The sequence below is a fragment of the Hymenobacter sp. M1-2 genome (genome assembly GCF_057808495.1).
Window position 1 is genome coordinate 12,942 of the sequence record NZ_JBTYZO010000032.1, and the last position, 20,320, is coordinate 33,261.

The 20,320-nt window shown below is 56.4% G+C and carries 21 protein-coding genes and 1 tRNA gene; 5 read left to right on the forward strand and 17 right to left on the reverse strand.

The features are described 5' to 3' along the window. Window positions 1-206: 206 nt before the first annotated feature. Window positions 207-614, reverse strand: a complete 408-nt coding sequence (locus ACYSMN_RS23105) for a hypothetical protein (protein ID WP_488926291.1) — start codon at window positions 612-614, stop codon at window positions 207-209. A gap of 524 nt (window positions 615-1,138) precedes the next feature. Here ACYSMN_RS23105 and ACYSMN_RS23110 point away from each other — a divergent pair. Next, window positions 1,139-1,804, forward strand: coding sequence for a sensor histidine kinase (locus ACYSMN_RS23110; protein WP_488926292.1), 666 nt, complete (start codon window positions 1,139-1,141; stop codon window positions 1,802-1,804). Between the two features lie 86 nt (window positions 1,805-1,890). Here the strand turns inward: ACYSMN_RS23110 and ACYSMN_RS23115 are convergent, their stop codons facing one another. The 11 genes from ACYSMN_RS23115 to ACYSMN_RS23165 form a co-directional block, all read right to left on the reverse strand. Beyond that, window positions 1,891-2,778 carry a DUF5694 domain-containing protein gene (locus ACYSMN_RS23115; protein WP_488926293.1) on the reverse strand — a complete coding sequence of 296 codons (888 nt, stop codon included), beginning with the start codon at window positions 2,776-2,778 and terminating at the stop codon, window positions 1,891-1,893. A 292-nt stretch (window positions 2,779-3,070) separates the two neighbouring features. Next, on the reverse strand, window positions 3,071-4,180 hold the full coding sequence (locus ACYSMN_RS23120; protein ID WP_488926294.1) for a Gfo/Idh/MocA family protein: 1,110 nt from the start codon (window positions 4,178-4,180) through the stop codon (window positions 3,071-3,073). Between the two features lie 525 nt (window positions 4,181-4,705). Then, window positions 4,706-5,398: a hypothetical protein gene (locus ACYSMN_RS23125; RefSeq protein WP_488926295.1), complete on the reverse strand. Its 693-nt coding sequence runs from the start codon at window positions 5,396-5,398 to the stop codon at window positions 4,706-4,708. Between the two features lie 382 nt (window positions 5,399-5,780). Next, window positions 5,781-6,152, reverse strand: coding sequence for a DUF5615 family PIN-like protein (locus ACYSMN_RS23130; RefSeq protein ID WP_488926296.1), 372 nt, complete (start codon window positions 6,150-6,152; stop codon window positions 5,781-5,783). Further along, on the reverse strand, window positions 6,152-6,385 hold the full coding sequence (locus ACYSMN_RS23135; RefSeq protein WP_488926297.1) for a DUF433 domain-containing protein: 234 nt from the start codon (window positions 6,383-6,385) through the stop codon (window positions 6,152-6,154). The genes ACYSMN_RS23130 and ACYSMN_RS23135 overlap by 1 nt, the downstream gene beginning before the upstream one ends. 95 nt (window positions 6,386-6,480) lie before the next feature. Next, a complete protein-coding gene (locus tag ACYSMN_RS23140) occupies window positions 6,481-6,909 on the reverse strand; it encodes a hypothetical protein (RefSeq protein WP_488926298.1) in 429 nt (142 codons plus the stop codon). Between the two features lie 42 nt (window positions 6,910-6,951). Beyond that, window positions 6,952-7,278 (reverse strand): DUF7668 domain-containing protein, encoded by a 327-nt coding sequence (locus ACYSMN_RS23145; RefSeq protein ID WP_488926299.1) that lies wholly within the window; start codon window positions 7,276-7,278, stop codon window positions 6,952-6,954. A gap of 581 nt (window positions 7,279-7,859) precedes the next feature. Beyond that, window positions 7,860-8,345, reverse strand: a complete 486-nt coding sequence (locus ACYSMN_RS23150) for a hypothetical protein (RefSeq protein ID WP_488926300.1) — start codon at window positions 8,343-8,345, stop codon at window positions 7,860-7,862. 178 nt (window positions 8,346-8,523) lie between these two features. After that, window positions 8,524-8,778, reverse strand: a complete 255-nt coding sequence (locus ACYSMN_RS23155; protein ID WP_488926301.1) for a hypothetical protein — start codon at window positions 8,776-8,778, stop codon at window positions 8,524-8,526. Between the two features lie 159 nt (window positions 8,779-8,937). After that, window positions 8,938-11,319 (reverse strand): ribonucleoside-diphosphate reductase subunit alpha, encoded by a 2,382-nt coding sequence (locus ACYSMN_RS23160; protein WP_488926302.1) that lies wholly within the window; start codon window positions 11,317-11,319, stop codon window positions 8,938-8,940. 584 nt (window positions 11,320-11,903) lie between these two features. Continuing rightward, window positions 11,904-12,866, reverse strand: coding sequence for a ribonucleoside-diphosphate reductase small subunit (locus tag ACYSMN_RS23165; RefSeq protein ID WP_488926303.1), 963 nt, complete (start codon window positions 12,864-12,866; stop codon window positions 11,904-11,906). A gap of 469 nt (window positions 12,867-13,335) precedes the next feature. On the opposite strand from ACYSMN_RS23165, the gene rplU reads away from it, so the two are divergent. Together rplU and rpmA are read left to right on the forward strand one after the other, a co-directional pair. Beyond that, the gene (rplU, locus tag ACYSMN_RS23170) at window positions 13,336-13,641 is read left to right on the forward strand and encodes a 50S ribosomal protein L21 (RefSeq protein ID WP_488926304.1); all 306 of its coding nucleotides are present in this window, start codon (window positions 13,336-13,338) and stop codon (window positions 13,639-13,641) included. A gap of 106 nt (window positions 13,642-13,747) precedes the next feature. Then, window positions 13,748-14,041 (forward strand): 50S ribosomal protein L27, encoded by a 294-nt coding sequence (gene rpmA, locus ACYSMN_RS23175; protein ID WP_488926305.1) that lies wholly within the window; start codon window positions 13,748-13,750, stop codon window positions 14,039-14,041. A gap of 95 nt (window positions 14,042-14,136) precedes the next feature. Here the strand turns inward: rpmA and ACYSMN_RS23180 are convergent, their stop codons facing one another. From ACYSMN_RS23180 to hemW, 4 genes are all read right to left on the reverse strand, one after another. Continuing rightward, window positions 14,137-14,907 carry a cyclase family protein gene (locus ACYSMN_RS23180; protein WP_488926306.1) on the reverse strand — a complete coding sequence of 257 codons (771 nt, stop codon included), beginning with the start codon at window positions 14,905-14,907 and terminating at the stop codon, window positions 14,137-14,139. Window positions 14,908-14,968: 61 nt separating this feature from the next. Further along, window positions 14,969-15,631 (reverse strand): alpha/beta fold hydrolase, encoded by a 663-nt coding sequence (locus ACYSMN_RS23185; protein WP_488926307.1) that lies wholly within the window; start codon window positions 15,629-15,631, stop codon window positions 14,969-14,971. 75 nt (window positions 15,632-15,706) lie between these two features. Next, window positions 15,707-16,207 carry a hypothetical protein gene (locus ACYSMN_RS23190; RefSeq protein WP_488926308.1) on the reverse strand — a complete coding sequence of 167 codons (501 nt, stop codon included), beginning with the start codon at window positions 16,205-16,207 and terminating at the stop codon, window positions 15,707-15,709. A 148-nt stretch (window positions 16,208-16,355) separates the two neighbouring features. Next, window positions 16,356-17,501: a radical SAM family heme chaperone HemW gene (hemW, locus tag ACYSMN_RS23195; protein WP_488926309.1), complete on the reverse strand. Its 1,146-nt coding sequence runs from the start codon at window positions 17,499-17,501 to the stop codon at window positions 16,356-16,358. Window positions 17,502-17,685: 184 nt separating this feature from the next. Between hemW and ACYSMN_RS23200 the strand changes: the two genes are divergently transcribed. Together ACYSMN_RS23200 and ACYSMN_RS23205 are read left to right on the forward strand one after the other, a co-directional pair. Beyond that, window positions 17,686-19,665, forward strand: coding sequence for a BamA/TamA family outer membrane protein (locus ACYSMN_RS23200; RefSeq protein WP_488926310.1), 1,980 nt, complete (start codon window positions 17,686-17,688; stop codon window positions 19,663-19,665). 133 nt (window positions 19,666-19,798) lie between these two features. After that, window positions 19,799-19,871 (forward strand) — tRNA-Met (locus ACYSMN_RS23205). Window positions 19,872-20,009: 138 nt separating this feature from the next. On the opposite strand, the gene ACYSMN_RS23210 is transcribed toward ACYSMN_RS23205, so the two are convergent. Beyond that, on the reverse strand, window positions 20,010-20,282 hold the full coding sequence (locus tag ACYSMN_RS23210; RefSeq protein ID WP_488926311.1) for a hypothetical protein: 273 nt from the start codon (window positions 20,280-20,282) through the stop codon (window positions 20,010-20,012). Window positions 20,283-20,320: the final 38 nt, after the last annotated feature.

Here is a 20,320-nt window from a genome sequence, read left to right on the forward strand (position 1 = left end):
TAAAAACATGTATCTACGCATGCCCTTGAAAAAATGCTGTCTTTGAGAGCTATAGCTTTAAAGCGGCGAACTGAAACAGTACTATGACGGGCACATACTTGGTGCTTTGCCCGATCTCCAGGAAGCTAAGCACACAAAAAAGCCGCTTCCTCGTGACGAGAAGCGGCTTTCCGTGGATTGTGAGGCGCGAATGAGCGTCTGTAGGGCTAGCGTTGGGCTACGCTGGCTAGGCTTAGGTCGGTGGTGCGCTGGGTGGTAGTGCGCAGTTGCAATGTGTAGCGGTGCGTATTCTTGCCTAGCGTTACGACTACGGCGTATTGCCCATCGCTGAGGCTTTCTACGTTGAGCTTCTGGCCGAACGAGGGACGGGTGGTAACTTCATCGTACAGCACAGCGCCATCATTCACGCGCACCAACTGCAGCCGACCCCGCTGCAGGCCAGGATTGCTCACGCGCACCAGGTACACAAATTCTCCTACGCGCTCCACGCCTACTGGCTGGCCAGAAATCTGTTGTTGCGGTGCTTCTTGCGCGGAAGCAGAACCCGTAAAACCTAGGGAAGTGGCAACAGTGAAAAGAGCGAAACAAGCGGCATTTTTCAAAGACGTTTTCATAACGATTGGGGATGGTGAGGGACGAATTAGCAGGACCGACCGGCCCTATCAGGCATTTGCCGCCGCAAAGGTCCGGCCCCAATATGTGGTATAGTAGATCGAAATATTATGCTTCTATCACGAAGCGGGCTGCTGTGTAATGCCATGGTTAAGTTGCCTGCTTGGTGTGCTTATGGGTCGTTAGTAAGAACCGTGCTGACTGGTGCAGGAACCCGTTGCAGGAAGCTAATTCGCGCGCTGCGCAGGCCAATGTAGCCTTACTCACACAGAAGAACCAAGCAGCTCAAGCACAGCAGCAGGTGCAGTAGACTCGGCTGGCGCTAATGGCCGAACAGAACCGGGCTACTGAAGCGCAGGCGCAAACCCAAACCGCACGCGTACAGCTGCTCACGCAGAAACAAAGAGCAGCCCGGCTAGCGGCCCTGCAACAAGAAAAAACCAACAAGCCCAGCTGCAAACGCTTGTGCTCTGGCTTGGGGTGCTCGGCGTCTGCTTGATCGTGGGGCTGCTGCTCCTACTGGCGGTTGCGGCGGCAAAGTGCGTTGCTGGCAGCTGCCAATGAGGTGAACCGGCAGTCGGCGGCGGAGAAGGAGGTGTTGCTGCAAGAGATTCACCACCGGGTCAAGAATAATCTGGAAATCGTCAACAGCTTGCTTTCCTGGCAGAGCAGCGCCCTGCCCGATCCGGCCCTAGTGGAAGTGTTGCGCAGCAGCCAGTCGCGCATCCACAGCATGGCCCTGGTGCACGAGTTCTTGTACCAGGCCGACAACCTGGCCCAGGTGCGGCTCGATGAGTACCTGGACCGTCTGCTCAAGGAGCTGCACCAGAACCTGACCACGCCCACGCAGCAGATTTCACTCACCTCCAACCTCTCGCCACTGGTGCTGGAGGCGAAGGCGACTTTCAACTTCGGTCTGCTGGTAAACGAGCTTATCACTAATACCCTGAAGCACGCTTTTCGCGGGCGGGCCAGCGGGCATCTGCACGTAGAACTGAGCGGCTCGGCGTCCAACTTCCGCTTGTTGGTGGCCGATGATGGCGTAGGTATGCCAAGTGCGGAGGTGCTGCAAACCAATACCGCCTCGCTGGGCACCAAGCTCATCAAGACCTTGGCCCGGCAGTTGAAGGCTATTCTGACTGTGGAGTCCAATCTGCCTACCGGCACGCGCGTGCTCATTGTGCAGCAGTAAAGGTTAGCGGGCGCCACACCCTACGCTTATTGGGTTGTGGCGCCGGTAAGCTCTAGCTTCTTGGTTTGTTGGACCTTTTCGCCTCCTTACCTGGCCTTCAGATAGGCCCCCGCTTCCACCACCCGAAAGGCCGGATCGGTGCGGAAGATGCCTTGCAGCGAGCCAACGTGGCGGGCGCCGATGATAGTAAGGATGCGCGTGCTCCGGGTGGACATTTGCGTCGTGACGAGGTTGGAGTAGATTTTCAGGTCGCGGTTGTAGAACACGGAGATGAACTCGGCCCCCACGTAGCGCGGATTGATAAAGGCCACGTCCACCATCGGGTCGGGTTTGAGCGTGCCGTTGACGATGCGGGCCGGCGTGCGGTAAACGAGGGTATGCAGCTGATGAAGGGTGGCCGGGCTGTTGAGGAAGGCCAGGTAGGCCGGCAGCGTCAGGGTGCCGCTTTTCAGCTGCTCCGATACGACCTTTACTTTATCGCGCAGCTGGGTCGTGGCCTGCTGGTACAACTCGATGTTGGTGCCTTCGTGCAGAATGCTTTGCGAGGTGCCGCCCGGCGCGTTCACGCAGTAAATCCGCTCCAGATTCAGGCGCTTGCCCAGCACGAAAGCCAGTTGGTACACTTCGGAGCGGCCATCGGGCAGGTTGGCGAATGAGAGCCGGCCTTGGCGGTAAAGCTGGTACAGACTATCGACGCGGGCTTGCCGCTCCGGCAGCTCCTCCACCGTGATGATGTCGGGCCGAAACCGTTGTAGCTGCTCGTGGAGGGTGGTAAGCTCGGCCTGCCGCCGGGGCGTGAGCACGTCGGTCAGCGGATTATCGGCTTTGTAGAGCTGGGCCAGATGGTCGCAGCCCAGGAGCAGGATATCGGTGGGGCGCTCGGCCGCGCTGGCCGTAGTGGCCGGTGGGCGGGTAGCGGTGCAGCCAGACAGGCCGATGAGCGAAACGGCGCACAAAAACAGGAAGCGGAACATAGAGGGAGAGGTTGAGGCACGACCGGCGAGGCTATGGGTTGGGATGCCGCGTCGGCTAGTGCATCCATAGATGTATCCAGCCACCCCAAACGTTGCCCATCGAGCTGACTATTGGTGTCGGGGTGCCTGTCAACTTCTGTTTTAGCTGGTTCCTGGTAGAACCAACGTGGACCCCACCCCCGTCCCCTCCCCTCCGGGAGAGGGGTGCGTTCTGACGGCTCTTGCGTCTGGCATCCCTCTCCGGGAGGGGAGGGGTTAACCCGCTGCTGATAGAGCCCTCCGCCTCACCTACTCACCTCCCTAGCTTGACCGTCCGGTTGGTCTTGGCGCTGGTGCGGGCGGCTTCCAGGATTTCCATTACTATCATGTTGTTTTCCAGCGAGGAAAGGTCGTAGGGCTTGAGCGTGATTTCCTTTTTGATGACGGCGGCCAGCAGGGAGAAGGGGTCGTCGTAGGGGGCTGGGCGCTCGGCTAGCTTCAACGATTCTTCCTGGTATTTGTCGTAGCCCTCGGCTTGGCGCACGCGCAGGTTGTTACGGTTGTCGGCGTAGATGGCGCCTTTCTGGCCGTAAATCTCCATGTCTTTCCGGCCCATGGGCCAGTTCCAGGAAGCTTGAATGGTGGCTTTGGCCTTCTCGTAGGTCAGGATGATGGTGGCTTCGTCGTCTACTTTGGGGTTGTTTTCGGGCTGGAGCTGCTGGGTTACGGCCGTGACGGAGGTGGGCTTTTTGCCGTCCTGCAACCAGGTCATCAGGTTTACGCCGTAGCAGCCGAAGTCCATGAGGGCCCCGCCGCCGTTCTGCACCGGGTCCGTCAGCCAATCCAGAAACTCCTGGTTCACGCCTATCTTCTTGGGACCCCGGTGCCCGTCCCGCACGATAACCTGGCTCAGCTCGCCCACCGTGCCTTTCTTCAGAATGGCGTAGGCCTCGTGGTTGGTGGGGTACCAGGTGGTTTCGTAGTTGGTGAGCAGCTGAATCTTATGCTTCTTGGCCAGCGCTTCCATCTGCCGGGCGTGGTCCAGGCTCACGGCCAAGGGCTTTTCCACCATCACGTGGATGCCTTTGGGGGCGCAGGTTTGCACCACGGCCAGATGCTCGTAGATGGTGCCGAAGGCCGTAACCGCCTCGGGTTTGGTGGCGGTTATCATTTCCTCCATCGTATTGAATACGATGTTCATGGAATAGCCGTGCTCCTTGGCGTAGCGCTGGGCCAGCTCCCGATTCTTCTCCACGATGCCCACAATCTGGATGTCGGTGCGGCCTTCGCGGCCTAGTATCCAGTGCACGTGGGTGTGGGTGAGGCCCACAACCCCCACCCGCAAGGGCGCCTTTTGCGCGAAAGCCGCTACCGAGTTTGCAATCAACATACAGACAATCAGCAGGAAGTATTTGTACGGCATGGGGCGGTGGGTTGGAAAGTTGGAAGGTGAAGTAAAGCAAAACCCGCCAGGGTGCAGCAGGCAAAAAGCCTAAGCGGGAGTACGTGTGCTCTCTGGCCCGGCAGAGCAAAGAAGCCGGCCGTGGCGATAAGTCTTCTTCCTTCAGCCCCGGCGGGGCGGCATATCGGTAGTTGTTGGGCTCATTTTACCTTTTCAAAAGCCCCATCGGGGCGACACAACCCGTCCAACGATTGGGTGTCGCCCCGATGGGGCTTTATCTAAATAGTATAGCTGTTTTTCTACCGATATGCCGCCCCGCTGGGGCTAGTGGGCCGACGCTACTGGGCCGAGTAATGCCTTTCGGGTTAAGCGGGAGGTACTCGCCGGTTAAAGCTGTTGCCGCCCATGCACAAAACGGCCCGGCCGCACAAAGCAGCCGGGCCGTAGAGCGCCGCGCCGGAGTTAGGGTGTGTAAACAGCAACAGAAAAAGGCACTGTTGAGCCTTTTAGATCGACAATGCCTTTTTCTGTTGCTGTTTACACACCCTAGTAGCTTTCCTTCTGGAAGCCGAAGACGCGCAGCTGCGCCTCAAATGTGTCGGGGAAATTGGCTTTGATGTGGTGGATGAGGGCCTGCAAGGCTTTGCGTACCTGCACCTCGTCCTGGTCTTTCTCGCTCACCTTGCCGCTGCGCTGCCCGGTGGTATCGGTGGCGGCCTGCACCAGCTGGGTGTATTCGTCGGCGAGGGGCTGCCAGTAGGCGGTGCCGTATTTCTTGCCGCCGAAACCATACTTCACGAGGGCCGCCAGCAGCTTGGTCACGGACTTCACCCGCTCGGGGCGGGCCTTGGGGAAGCCGTAGGTAGTGCCTTTTTTCTCGATACCGAACTCACTGTAGTACGCTTCCGCGTCGTCGTGTTCCTCGGCTATGTACGCTTTCACGAAGCGCAGGCCCTTGTTCAGGAGCTTGTCGAGGGCGCGGAGGCGCATGGTTTGCGGCGAGCGGGTGTCGCCGGCGGCATCGGCCGCGTCGCGGCTGGCGGCAAACGCGGTGGCCTGGGCCAGGAAGTCTTCCTTGGTGAGCCAGAGCAGCGCGGGCAGCGCCGAGGTTTGCCAGGCTTTGGCGGCGTTGGTTGCCACGGCTGCCAGGGCAATGGCACTGTTGGGAAGTTGTTTGGCCCGGCGTACGGGCTTGGGGGGCGTGGCTTCGGCCGCCGCCTCGGTAATAGGTTCTGACATGATAGAACTACGTAAAAGGTTGAGTTTACTTGCTCTAATATAGTGTTGCGTTGATACAAAGCAAACCTTACCCCAGCCCAGAAGTAAATGCTTCCGACCTGGGATAAGGTTGACCGAGCCCAGAAGTAATTACTTCTGCCCTGGTCTGGGCAAAACCTGCCCGGAAGTAATTACTTCCACCCTGGTTCAAGCTTGACTGAGCCCGGAAGTAAATGCTTTTGCCCTGGTTCAAGCTTATACCAGCCCAGAAGCATTTACTTCCGGGCTGGTATAAGCTTGACCGAGGATGGTGTGCACAAGTGTTGGTGAAATGGTGCGTGTGCCTTCGTCTGGTGCGAGGTGGAGTTCGCTTGATGAGCTTATGTCAGATAAAGGGGCGTAATTATCGGTGAATCACTAATTGCTCTCGCGACAACTCGAGGTAGCTGTTCCACTGCAACGCTCTGGTGAGAACTGGTAGATGTTGGCGAAACAGCTCTACCAACTCGCTGGTGCTGATGTTGCCAGTAGAAACCAGCAGCAGCTTATAGGGCCGGCCGTGCAGAATGAAGGTGTTTACAAAGTCAGCATCCTTGGTAATCACTACCCGGTTTTCGCGCACCGATAATTCGTTGATACTATCGTCTGACGTGTGGTTAGCCGCTGGTAGGTCGAGCGTGTGCAACGCATCAAATCCGGCTTCATGGGCAAGCCAACGCGCCAGATGCTTCGGGAGCTGCGCATCTACTACTACCCTTACCAGGGAGGCCGTCATCAGGAAGCCAGGCGATAGAAGGTCTTCGTTTTAAGCAGTTCCGCCGCGTAAGCCTGACAGGCGCGTAAGTCGTCAGGTTCCAAGTCCTCGTAGTCGGCCAGGATTTCGGCATCGGTCATACCTGAAGCCAGTAATTCCAACACGGTCTGTACCGGATACCGTAACCCCCGCACAGTAGGTTGGCCGTGGCAGATAGTAGGATCAACGGTGATGCGGGAAAGTAAATCAGCCATAGAAACAAAGTACAGAAATTTTCCACTGGCAGTACAGCATTACTTGGTTGTAGGCACAGCAACACGCATACAGTGTTTCTAAAAGGCCGCTCGCGCTACCAGCCCGCGCCCATCGGAGGACTCAGCTGCCGCAGCTGCCGATACGCCAGTGGCGCGGTTACGAGCACGAACAGGGCAAACAACGCTTGCTCCAATAGGCTCAGCGGAACCATGTGGGGTGTGGGGGGCCTAAAGTAGCCCACCAGATAGGTGTGGGTGTTGATGCTGACATCCGACACCATAATGACTACCGCTAAGCCAAGCGCCGGCTTCGGCCGCCACCACAGCAGCCCCGCCGTGAGCAGATCCAGCACCGTAAGCGCGTCCCAGTACACCCCAACTGCCAGCGGCACCAGATGCGGCACAAAGCCTAGGTGCAGTATACCGTTGGCGTGCGTGTAAGTCCCAATCAGAAAGCAAATGGAGTAGATGGCGAAAATCACCTTCACACTCCAGGGGTAGTTTGCCGGGGAGGGTTGGGGCATGGGAGAGAAACAGAAGTTAGTTAAGGGGTTGGCGAGGAATAGTTAAGGAGCATATATATCCCACAGACTGAATTTCGCTTCTGACAGAGGTTTGTATGCCACTATCCGCACCATCAAGTCACTTAAACTTCCGTCTACCCAAAGAAAATAGTCTACGTGTACTTCCGCTTCCTCCTTCGAAGAGGTAACGTATACTCTCCCTTTGCCTCCCGTTGGCGGTAGCGTCAGCCGTCCGTACTCACCGATAGCGGCTTCAATGTCTATTATATTTAGCCGCTTTTCCTGGCTCTCATCAAGTAGCTGTTGGTAGTTGCCCGCCACAAGGTTAGTCGTTATGTAGATAAGAATAGGTTCTAAATCTTTATCCATGATGCCTTTAATGATTACAACAACTGGATACTTCGTTAGCTTTACAAGGTCCATCAGTAACAACCACACCCGACCCACCGAAGGGTGCCCGAGTACTCACCAGCAAGTTCGCAACAACACCCCTGACTCTACCTCTGCCCAAAAGCTCTCAAAATCGGCGAAACGCAAAATGCGAATCTATTTCGCGCTGTGGCTTCTTCAATGCGTCATGACGCTAATGAACTTTGACTTAGTACTAACCGCAGAAAGCGAAAAAAAGAGAAAGGAGGTAACCATGATGAAGCAAAATCACGCATCAAAGATCAATGCAAAGGTTTTGAATCAGGAAGCCGTTGTTGAGGATGGAGTACTCGTGGTGGCTTAAGCTCTATGAGCTACATATGGAAAGAGGCGGCTACAAGCCGCCTCTTTTGCTTTGCACAAAGAATCTGAAATCTGGGTCGGGCCACCCAGCTGGAGTACTACCGCTACGAAGACGCGACCACAACAGCGTCCACACCCACACAGATTTCGCGGGCCGCATAGACGCGTTTCTGGCGCCGCTGCAGTAGGAGGTGTTGCTTGTTCGGGGCGGCAGTGGCTTAGTCCAGCCGTTTCAACAGCTGCTCGCTGTTAGAGAGAAACATTTCATCAAAGGAGCATTGGCAGTTGCCTATGCTACTCTGGCCGTCAGTAAACCTGATATTCCAAGATTCATCAGCTATCTCAACTTCGCCTTGAATACGCACTCCAAACCCGTTCTTGAAGTGCAAGATGATAGTCCCACCTTTTTCCCAGGTAACGTCAATGATAAGAACCTGAGTTAGCAAGTTTATTAGTAGAGCTCTAGCAGGTTCTTCTGAACCGCAATAGCTGTGGCTATTGAGTGGGTATGTATTCAACCACTTCTCCCACTCAACCTTGTTCTCTAATTCAAAGTCACTAATTGTTACTTCGGCATAAATGCCCAAATCAAGATTCTCTAAAATGAACTCATAAGCTGTGATATAATATTGATACGCCGTGTAGCAAGTACCCACGAGCACCTTACGCAGTACTTCAATTATTTTCTTCTCGCTTGTTATCACGTACTATAAGGGGAATCTTCGGGCTAGGAAGATAGTCTACCTGCCACGCTTCACGAGGAATTAGTGCTGCTTTGAGTCAGAATTGGGCGGCAGTTTGCCAATCTTCTCTAGGTAGGCACGTAGCTCCCGATCTGTAAGCGGGCCGCTCAGACGACCTTCTGCCCATTCGTCGGGCGTTTTACCGTTCATCGAAAGATTCGTTGGTGTCTTCGAGGAACTGGCGGATGATGGCGTCTCGGATGGCTTCATAGTCAGCTAGGTTTACATCGTCGATGACGACTGTGTGATCTATTAACGTCAGTTTTACCGTTATAAATTTCCGGTAGCTGACGGTATATCCCACACGCTCAAATTGGCCGGCAGCCCGAATATACGTTGAAACCTGAGCAGATTGCCATAGCAGTTCTCGGATTTCCTCCAATTCGATACGCACGCTGTGCAACCAGTTTAGGTTGATTTTGCCAAAGTCAATTTCCTAGTTCGCAAACATAATTTGATGCCGGTTAGCAAAAAGCCACCCCATGTTGGGGTGGCTTCTCAGTGATGCTACTGTATTGCTGGCCTACGGAAATGTTACCGTGTAAACGAACTCTTACGACCCGCAGGCCTCGCAGCCTTCCGGGTCGTCCAGGGAGCAGGTCATGTCCGACTGGTTCTGGGCGGCGACGTTGAGCGGCTCCAGAGTCTCGGCGGCTTGCTTCTGCACCGTGAACTTGATGGCGTCGGCGGCGGCTTTGGTGCGCAGGTAGTACATGCCGGTTTTGAGGCCCCGCTTCCAGGAGTGGAAGTGCATGCTGGTGAGCTTGCCGAAGTTCACGTTCAGCACGTGCAGGTTCAGGCTCTGGCTCTGGCAGATGTACGCCCCCCGGTCGGCCGACATGTCGATGATGCGGCGCTGCGAGATTTCCCACACCGTCTTGTAGAGGTCCTTGATGTGCTGCGGAATGCTAGCAATGTCCTGCACCGAGCCGTTGGCCGCGATGATGGCGTTCTTCATCTGCTCGTTCCAGAGGCCCAGCTTCACCAGGTCTTTGAGCAGGTGCTTGTTCACCACCATAAACTCGCCGCTCAGCACGCGCCGCACGTAAATGTTGCTCGTGTAAGGCTCAAACGACTCGTTGTTGCCGAGGATCTGGGCGGTGCTGGCCGTGGGCATGGGGGCCACCAGCAGCGAGTTGCGCACGCCGTGCGTCATTACTTCCTGGCGCAGTGCGTCCCAATCCCAGCGGCCGGAGCTTGGCGTTACGCCCCACAGATCGAACTGGAACTGGCCCTGGCTCAGCGGCGAGCCGGGGAAGGTTTCGTAGTGCCCGTCCCTGATGGCGAGGTCCTTGGAAGCCGTCATGGCCGCGAAGTACACCGTCTCGAAGATGTCCTTGTTCAGGCCCGCGGCTTCGTCGCTCTCGAAGGGCATACGCAGGGCAATGAAGGTATCGGCCAGCCCCTGCACGCCCAGCCCGATGGGCCGGTGGCGGCGGTTGCTGCGCTCGGCCTCCACTATGGGGTAGTAGTTGATGTCGATGACCTTGTTGAGGTTCTTCGTGGCGTGATACGTCACGTCGTAGAGCTTCTGGTGGTCGAAGAACAAGTTGCCGTTCTCGTCGGGGCGCACGTAGCGGGGCAGCGCCAGCGAGGCCAGGTTGCACACGGCCACCTCGTTCTTGTCGGTGTACTCCATAATCTCGGTGCAGAGGTTGGAGCTCTTGATGGTGCCGAGATTTTTCTGGTTGCTCTTGCTGTTGGCGGCGTCCTTGAACAGCATGTAGGGCGTGCCGGTCTCGGTCTGGCTTTCCAGAATGGCAAACCACAGATCCTGGGCCTTGATGGTTTTACGGCCGCGGCCTTCCTTCTCGTACTTCTGATAGAGCTTCTCGAACTCCTCCCCGTAGCATTCGTCGAGGCCGGGGCACTCGTTGGGGCACATTAGCGTCCAGTCGCCGTTGGCTTCCACGCGCTTCATGAACAGGTCGGGCGTCCAGAGGGCATAGAACAGGTCGCGGGCGCGCATTTCCTCCTTGCCGTGGTTTTTCTTCAGCTCCAGGAAGTCGAAAATATCCGCGTGCCAGGGTTCCAGGTACATGGCGAAGGCGCCTTTGCGCTTGCCGCCACCCTGGTCCACGTAGCGGGCCGTATCGTTGAACACCTTGAGCATGGGCACTAGCCCGTTGGACGTACCATTAGTGCCTTTGATATAAGAGCCCGTGGCGCGCACGTTGTGCACGGCCAGCCCAATGCCGCCGGCGCTTTGCGAGATGAGCGCGCAGTTTTTTAGCGTGTCGTAGATGCCCTCGATGGAGTCGTCCTTCATCGTGAGCAGGAAGCAGGAGCTAAGCTGCGGCTTGGGCGTGCCGGCGTTGAAGAGCGTGGGCGTTGCGTGCGTGAACCACCGCTCGCTCATCAGCTCGTAGGTTTCAATGGCCGAGTCGATGTCGTCCTTGTGAATACCGATGGCCACACGCATGAGCATGTGTTGGGGCCGCTCCACCACTTTGCCGTCGAGGCGTAGCAGGTAGCTGCGCTCCAACGTCTTGAAGCCGAAGTAGTCGTAGTTGTAGTCCCGGTCGTAGATGATGGCCGAGTCGAGCGTAGCCGCGTGCTTGTGCACCACCTCCCACACGTCCTTGGCGATGAGCGAGGCATTTTCGCCGTTTTTGGGGTCCTCGTAGGTGTACAGCCGCTTCATGGTGCTGCTGAACGACTTACTGGTGACCTTGTGCAGATTGCTCACGGCAATGCGGGCGGCCAGGATGGCGTAGTCCGGGTGCTTGGTGGTGAGCGAAGCAGCCGTTTCGGCAGCCAGGTTGTCCAGCTCCACGGTTGTCACGCCGTCGTAAATGCCATCAATGACCTTTTTGGCCACTTCGATGGGCGAGACATACAGCATATTGAGCCCGTAGCAGAGCTTTTCAATGCGCGCCGTGACTTTATCGAATTTCACGGATTCGCGGCGGCCGTCGCGTTTGAGTACCAGCATAGACGTAGCAGGTTGGTGTGGAGGTTATGGTATGGGTCTGCCCGCCTTAGCAAGGACAAGCAGAATGTTCAGAAGAGGAATCCAGGACGCCAGCACATAGCCCAATTCGCGTCCATTGATTGCGGAAGATATTTCTATCTGAGGTGTAGGACAAACCTTCTTTTAAGAAGTTTTCCACATAAGCCTAAAACGGTACGTTTCAGGCGTTTTTACTAACGTGCAGTTTGCTATATAGGTTAGTAAAGCTCGCGCAATCTGGGTTGTTGGATTGGTGGGGAAGTGGTAATGGCCTCACCCCCCGGCCCCCTCTCCTAGGGGAGAGGGGGAGCCAAACGCGTTGCTCCGCGCAGCACTTTCGGCTCGCGCCTCAAGTGTTGCTACCTACTAATGAAATGAGGGTAAATGAAAGAGCACCGATACCGCACTTCAAGAGGTGCGGTATCGGTGCTCTTTCATACTTCCTAAACCTAGGCCGCTGTAACCTCTTGCTTGGTTAGCGGCACTTGAGGCGTGAGCCGAAAATGCTGCGTAGGGCAACGTGTCTGGCTCCCCCTCTCCACGGGAGAGGGGGCCGGGGGGTGAGGCTAAAAATCCTCGTCCAGCGAGAAGGCGTTTTCGGTCCGCTCGCTCATCACGCCGGCCTTCTGATATTCTGCCACGCGCTTCTCGAAGAAGTTGGTTTTGCCTTGCAGCGAAATCATCTCCATGAAGTCGAAGGGGTTGGAAGCGTTGTAAATCTTGCTGTAGCCCAGCGACTCCAAGAGGCGGTCGGCTACGAACTCGATGTATTGGCTCATGCTCTTGGCGTTCATGCCGATGAGGTTTACGGGCAGCGCGTCGGTCACGAATTCCTGCTCAATCTGCACCGCGTCGCGGATGATGTCGTGCACGCGCGACTCGGGCAGCTTGTTTTGCAGGTGCTTGTCGTAGAGTAGGCAAGCGAAGTCGCAGTGCAGGCCCTCATCGCGCGAAATCAGCTCGTTGGAGAAGGTAAGGCCGGGCATGAGGCCGCGCTTCTTCAGCCAGAAAATGGAGCAGAACGAGCCGGAGAAGAAGATGCCTTCCACGGCAGCGAAGGCAATAAGGCGCTCGGTGAAGTTCTCCGAGTTGATCCACTTGATGGCCCACTCGCCTTTCTTCTTCACGCACGGCACGGTTTCTAGCGCGTTGAAGAGGCGGTCTTTTTCCTTGGGGTCCTTGATGTAGGTATCAATCAGCAGGGAGTAGGTTTCCGAGTGGATGTTTTCCATCATCACCTGGAAGCCGTAGAAGCAGCGCGCTTCAGCCATTTGCACTTCCTGCATAAAGTTCACAGCCAGGTTCTCGTTCACGATACCATCGGAGGCCGCGAAGAAAGCCAGTACGTGGCTGATGAAGTGCTTCTCGTTGTCGTTGAGGTTTTCCCAGTCCTTTTGGTCCTGCGAAAGGTCGATTTCCTCGGCCGTCCAGAAAGAGGCTTCTGCTTTCTTGTACATCTGCCACACGTCGTTGTGTTGGATGGGAAAGAGGACGAAGCGGTTGGGATTCTCAGTGAGCAACGGTTCCATAAGTGGGAGCAATAGAGGTGAGAGTTGGCGCGAAGCCCGTCTTGCGCCGAAGGTCAGGTGGCCGAAAACACGCCAGTAAACAGGAATGTTTACAGCACTTCGAGACAATGGACGGGAGGTTGGAGCACCAAATATAAACCGCTCCGCCGGGAAGGTTGGCCGCCGATGAGCGTTTTTTCTGTGTTAAATTTTGGGTATAGCCCTGAGGCTTCGGACGGGCACTTATCCCCAAAAGCAGTCGGCTTTTCGGGCAGAAGTCCCGACGCCAGACAAGTTTTCCACATTTCATCTGTGGACAATTGAAGTTTTCCACAAAAATGCTATTCGCGTACCCGCTAGCGCTTCTGTAAGAGGTAACGTGGAGGTCACAAAGCTGGTGGAGCGATGAGGTTTAATGAGTTAGGGGTTGCATATGTAAAACTATCCTTCTACTTTTGCCTTCCATTTTTCAGAAACCGCGAAGACGCCGATGTACGCAATTGTCAACATAGCCGGGAAGCAGACCAAGGTCGAAGCCAATAAATTTGTATACGCCCACCGTTTGGCTGGCAACGTCGGCGACACCGTAGAGCTGGGCAAGGCCCTGCTGACCGATAACAACGGAACTATCACCATTGGCGCTCCTCTGTTGGACGTAGCCGTTACGGGCACCATCCTGGCCCACGTAAAGGGCGACAAGGTGTTGGTATTTAAGAAGAAGCGCCGCAAGGGCTATAAGAAGCTGAACGGCCACCGTCAGCAATTCACCAAAGTACTGATCAACAGCATCGGTTAGTATAGGGCTTAGTTGTTAGTGCCTAGTGCTTGGTTTTCGGACTGGGCCCAATGCACTAACGCAACTGTCTAAGCACTAGCAACCAAGCACCAAGCACTAAACTAACATGGCACACAAGAAAGGCGTAGGTAGCTCCAACAACGGTCGTGAATCGCATTCCAAGCGTCTCGGCGTGAAAATATTCGGTGGTCAGGGCATCATTGCTGGCAACATCATCGTGCGTCAGCGTGGCACCAAGCACCACCCCGGCCAGAACGTGGGTATCGGCAAAGACCACACTCTGTTCGCGATGATCGACGGCACCGTGCAGTTTCGCAAGGGCCGCAAAGACCGTTCGTTCGTATCGGTAGTTCCGGTTACGGAAGTTGCTGAAGTAGCTGAAGTAGCTTCGGCCGAGTAGGTTTCCCGCTCTGTCTTACAAAAGGGGCCATCCGCGAGGGTGGCCCCTTTTGTCGTTATGGTTTGAAGAGCCATGAAATTAGTAAAGAGCCTGTATTACGTGCCTAACGCGTACAACACCGGTTTGCTAGGGCTAGCATCTAGCTCCAGGCTGATGATTTGAAGGTTGAGCAGAAAGAGGCCATCTTCCACTTCGTCGGACACGAAGATGAGTTCCGTGATGGTGGCTTGCTCACGGGTAGCGTGCGGATATTGCCAGAAGGCGTGGTGCGCCAGCAACTGGCCGGCATCTTCTTCCCGGTCCACGCTGGGCAAGTCTAAGAGTAGGTGCTCAATATGGCGGTCAGCTAAGTATTGCGCTAAAGCTGGCTCCAAATAGGTAGGGTTGGTGCCGGAGTAGTGGCGGGTACGTTTGGCTTTGTGATTGGGTAACGTGCGCAGGATGAGTGCTTCTAACGGCAAGGCGGCGTGCGGACCACTTTCCAACTCGCGGCGTACATCATCGAGCATTATTACTTCGTCGCCGTTGGCTTGGGGCCGGGGCTGCACCGATACGAGGCGCGCCACGAACAAGAAGCGGCGTAGGCAACGGTTGAGTGTGGCGGCTGGGTCGGGGGAGATGTGGCCGTAGCATTCCGTATGGGTGCCGTTGCCGTGCGGTGTCACGTGTACGCGCTTATAGTTAGTGCTGCCGCCTTCGGCCACGCTGCCTACAAAGTCTCCCACTCGAATAACGTCGAACTGCACCGGCTCAGCCCAGAAACAATTCACCTGATTATTGCCGGGGGCTAGGGGCAATGATATATCCAGCGGGGCAGCAGGGTTGAAGGAGTACGCGCGGCCGCAATAGGGATAGGTGGCGAGCATGTTCTACTGAGCAAGTGATGAGCGAGTGAATGAGTATCAGGCTGCTGTCAACGGCGCTTTTTCACGTGTTTACTTCTTCACCCATTGCGGCCAATAATTTGTTGAGGATTTCGCTGATTGCTTGGGCGTGACTGACTACCATAAAGTGGCCACCGCCCGGAATGAGGTAATCGACGGGGGTGGGGCCGGGTGGAAACACTCGGTCGTGGGTGCCTAGAATTTGAATGCTGTGCGGGGCTGAGGTACTGTCCCAGTGCAGCAGGCGGTGAATGGCCCAACGCGTGTAGCGCGGCTCCATATCTCGTAGGATTTGCTTGAACAGCTCGTACTCTTCGCCATTCTTCACCCCGAAATACCATTGCCCAGCTCGTGGAAAGAGTTTGAGCATGGCAGGAGGAAAGAGCTGATACACGCCACTACCCCGAATGAGGCGTAACAACGGTGGCAGACAACTAGCATCGGGCACGCTGCTCACGAGTACAGCCCGCGCCAGAGGCCGTATCCGGCATATTTCCAGCGCCACTACCCCTCCAAACGACACGCCCACCAGCATACATGGCTGTGCCAATGGAATAGCTTCGGCCATACGCGCCGCGTAATGTGGCAACGCCTCATCCGGTTCCGGCAATAGCCACGACAACACTTGTGTTCCACCCTTCAATAAGGGCCGTAGATTCTGGAATACCCGTTCATCGGCACCCAAACCGGGAATGAGGTAGAACATTTTAGAATGAGTAATGAGTAATAATCTAAAAGCCCTTGTTGACTAATTCTTCATTCCCAATTCCTCATTCAACCCTTAAGGCTCGACGCGGAGGAAGACGCCTTCTAGGTAGAAGATGTTGTGGGGCGTACCGGCTTCGTACTCGTCGGCGTCAGGGTCTTCAGCTTCGGGGTCCAGGTTAATGTCGAAGGTGTCCTCCGGTTCGTCCTCTTCTTCCTCGCCTTCGAAAGGACCGTCGGCGGGGTAGGTGCAGGAGAGTTTTAGGGCCACGTTGGGTAGGGGAACGGGCGGCTCAGTTTCGGAGGTATATTCGAGCAGGCAGGGCCAGTCCGTGACGGTAGCCAAGGCATCGGCCACATCTTCTTGCAATGCCCCGGCACGGTCGCCGGCTAGGCGTAGCAGTAAATCAAGCTGCTGGAACTGCAAGCCTAGATGGAAGAAGTGGGGCTCCTGGTCGAAATACGTGGTGGCCCAGATGGTTACGTCGTTCGAGTTGTCGAACACGATGGCCGTTATCTGCACCTGCTCAATGAAAAAGTCCGTGTCGTCGGCCAGAGCATCAATCAGTCTTCTCATAATCGAAGATTACGCTGATTTTTTTGATTCCGCCGAATCGCGGACCACCGCACGCGGCAGCAAGGCCGGAGCCCACCACAAACCGCCAGATATATAGCGCGGTAGAAAAATAAGAATTTTGCCGTAGCCCAGCTATTCTCAAGCGCGCCTACGCTGAGGGGCTCTGAAACAGTTCCAGCGTAATATGGTCAGCCAGCAGCTTGCCTTTGTCGGTAAGGCGTAGTGCCTGATTGTGGTCTATCGCCGCTAGTCCGGTAGCTTGCAGCTCACGCAGGTAAATACCGTGCGTAGCCAGCAGATCTACGCCCAGGGAAACGCGCAGGTGGTGTACGTCGCAGCCTTGGGCGGTGCGCAGACTGGTCATCAAGTATTCGTTGGCGCGGTCCAGAGTTGTTAGAACTTCCACGGTGGCCGGCACTTCATGGCGTTCTAGCACTGCCGCCACGTACTGCGGATTGTTGGCGATGGTGTACTGGCGGCTGCTTCCGTTGAAGGAATGCGCGCTTGGTCCCAGACCTAGGTAAGGCACGCCACGCCAGTACGCCGAATTGTGGCGCGACTCGCGGCCGGGCTGGCAGAAGTTGCTGATTTCGTACTGCTCATACCCGTGGCGAGCCATTTCTGTGAGCAGCAACTCAAACTGCTGGGCCACAAATTCGTCCGGCGGTGGGCGGAAGGTGCCTTTCTGCTGACGCCGGCCAAACACCGTATCGGGTTCCACGGTGAGGGCATAGCAGGAAAGGTGAGGCACTCCTAGCGCGAAAGCGGCGGCCATATCTCGTTCCCAGATACCGTGGTCAGGAGCCGGGACGCCGTAAATCAAGTCCACCGAAATATTCTCGAAGCCGGCTTCCTGCGCCAGCCGTACCGCTGCCGTCGATTCCTGCGCCGAATGGGCCCGGTTCATGAATTGTAAGTGCGGTTCGTGGAAGCTTTGTAGCCCGATGCTCAGGCGGTTAACCGGCGAAGCAGCCAACTCCCGCAGCTTGGCGTCAGTGAGGTCATCGGGGTTGGCTTCGAGCGTAATTTCTGCTCCGGCCGCTATTTCAAAGTGACGATGCAGTGCCTCAAAAATCTGGTCCAGCTCGGCGGCCGTCAGCAAGGAAGGAGTGCCCCCGCCCAAGTAAATGGTTTCGATGGAAGGTTGCGGCCCTAAGTAGTCAGCTCGTAGCGTTAGCTCCTGCGTTAGGGCATCTACCAAGCGACTTTTCAGGGCCATACTGGTGCTGAAATGGAAGTCGCAGTAGTGGCAGGCTTGCTTACAGAAGGGAATATGAAGATAGATGCCGGGCAAGAGAGTAGGTAAGCAGTGGGGTGAGCAGGGTAATAGAGGAAGATAACAGTGGATTAGAGCAAAAAACGGCTTTCGAATTCGTTTACGATACTAAACAGTTAGGGTCAGTTGTCTACCAGGATGCTGCTTAGCAGGATATTACCTTTGGGAAATTAAAAGCGCGTTTTCGCGTTTGAGTTCCTAAATGTACGCTCGCCTCTTCGGTTTCTGGTTGTTAGTCAGCTTGCTTTGGGGCGGCGCGGGTGCCGCGTGGGCTCAAACAACGCCTCCACCAACGACTCCCGCTCCGGTGGCGCCTCGGCCAACTCCTAGCCTCAACCTGAATCTGCCGCCCGTGCAGTCGCTCCCCGCGTTGCCCCCAGATTCCACTCGTGGAATTCCATCGGATAGCGCCCGGGTTGCCCGGCCCGACTCAGTGCCCCCGTCCCGGGCGGTGCGAGCGTCACTGCCGGTGCGCCGCCCCCGTTTGCTGGTGCTCGATACCGAAGCCGCCGACCGGCTGGTGTTGCGCCGCTACCGCTACAAAACCGTGCTGGCCGATTCGTTAGCCGTGCTGCGTGAAGTTCGGGAGCTGGTGCTGGCTTTGCAGAGCGACTCTTATCTGACCGCCTCAGCCGATGGCATCCGTTGGCGGCGCGATACGGTGCGGGTGCAGTTGTACGTGGGTGAGCGGTTCAAATGGGCCCGGCTGCGCAACGGCAACCTCGGCGACGGTCTGCTCACGCGCGCTGGCTACCGCGAAAAACTGTACCGCGAGCAGCCCTTCCAGCCGCAAGACTGGAGCCGCTTGCAGCAGCGCATCCTCACGGAAGCCGAAAACCAAGGTTTTCCCTTCGCCACCGTCCGCCTCGATTCGGTGCAGCTGCGCGGGGCCGATATTGAAGGCCGCGTGTTGCTGGAGCGTGGTCCGGCCATTGTGTTCGACTCCCTGCAAATTGTGGGTAGCACCAAAACTCGCAAGCGGTTCCTAACCAAATATCTCCAGCTTTTCCCCAACCAGCCTTTCAGCCAGCAACGGGTGCAAGAGGCCGCTCGGCGCCTGCGTCAACTACCATACTTACAGCTGAAAGCCGAGCCCGAAGTGCGCTTCGCCCAGAACCGGGCGCGAGTGTATCTGCTGCTCGAAGACCGCACCGCCAACCAGTTTGACGCCATTGTGGGCGTACTGCCTAACCCTACACCGGGCCTTGGTCAAAAGCGCGTGCAGCTCACCGGCGATGTAACCATTGCGCTTCGCAACATCAAGGGTGGCGGCAAAGGCATTGGGTTGCAGTGGCGCAAGGTGGATGCCAACTCCCAGCAGCTCGACGCCCAATACAGCCACCCCACGTTCTTCGGGACGCCGCTGGAATTAGGCGGCACCTTCAACCTCTACCGGCAAACCGACCTCGTGAATGCCTTCCAGACGTTGCGGCCGCGCCTCCAAGTCACGTATCCCACGGCGCGAGCCGGCCGAATCAGCTTTTTCACGGAGTGGCGCAGTTCTAGGCTGCTGCCCGATACCAACTTCACCAAGCTCACTGCTTTACCGGCCAATATCGACACTCGCTTCACTTCCTACGGCCTCGAATACACCTGGACTACGCTCGACGACTCGTACTTCCCGCGTACTGGTGTGCTAGCCAGCGGACAAGGCGCCGTGGGTAGTAAGATTATCAGCAAGAATGGTCTGATCAACGAAGCACTGTACGAAAACCTGCCGTTGCGCACCACCCAGGTAAGCGTGGGCGCCCGCGCGGAGCGCTACAACCGGATTGGGCGAGGCGGCGTGCTCCTGACCCGACTACGAGGTGAGGCGCTGTTCAACCAGCGCTTGTTCCTGAACGATTTATTTCGACTGGGCGGCCTGAGCACGTTGCGGGGCTTCAACGAGCTGAATTTTTACGCCAGCCAATACGCTGTCGGCACTGTGGAGTTTCGGCAGTTCACGAGTGCTGATGCTTACGTGTTTGCCTTCGTGGACCAAGGCTACATCCGGCGAGACATCCTAGCCGAAACCAACGAGGGTAAGGGCGAGGATAGCCCTACGGGTCTGGGCGTCGGCTTGAGTTTCCGTACTGGAGCCGGGCAGTTTCAGTTTGTGTACGCCCTGGGCCGCGGCGAGCAGCAGAAGCTGGCATTGGGTGCAGGCAAGATTCACTTTGGTATCACCAGCCGCTTCTAAAGCTGAGTACAAACGGCGCGAGCAATGTTTTTTTCGGCCTGACAGTCAGGGAGCAAGCAGGAATTTAGGCTTGTATCGTAACCCGCAGTAAGGTATACCCGAAAAACACTGTTACATTTGCATTACCAAACAGTGCGGGGTGGAGCAGTTGGTAGCTCGTTGGGCTCATAACCCAAAGGTCACTGGTTCGAGTCCAGTCCCCGCTACCTAACCGGCCCGGTTGTCGTTTCGACAGCCGGGCCGGCTTTTTTATGTATTGCTTAACAAGCGTGCAACTACCTAAATGCATAAGGCCCGGCTCGTTTCAAACGAGCCGGGCCTTGCGGAGCCAGAGAAGAGAAAAGTTAGTTTAGCCACACCGTAAGGAGCACCTCGAAACGGTGGGGAGCAAAGGCGTTGAAAAAAGGAGCTTCGCCCTGGAAGCCTAGCACGTGAATCAGGGGCATGCCTTCGGTGCGGGAGTCCACTACACGGACGGGGTAGAGGTTGCCCTCTTCAGGCCAGTCGCCGACGTGGTTGTAGGGGCGTTGGCTGGCATCCACGCAGCGAGCGTAATCCACGAAGGGCGCGTGGCGGGTGGCTTCGGCCAGGGTCAGGTTGTCTACTTCGTATGCCATAAGCTTCTTTACAAAAAGCGAGGAAGTTTGATTCAGTA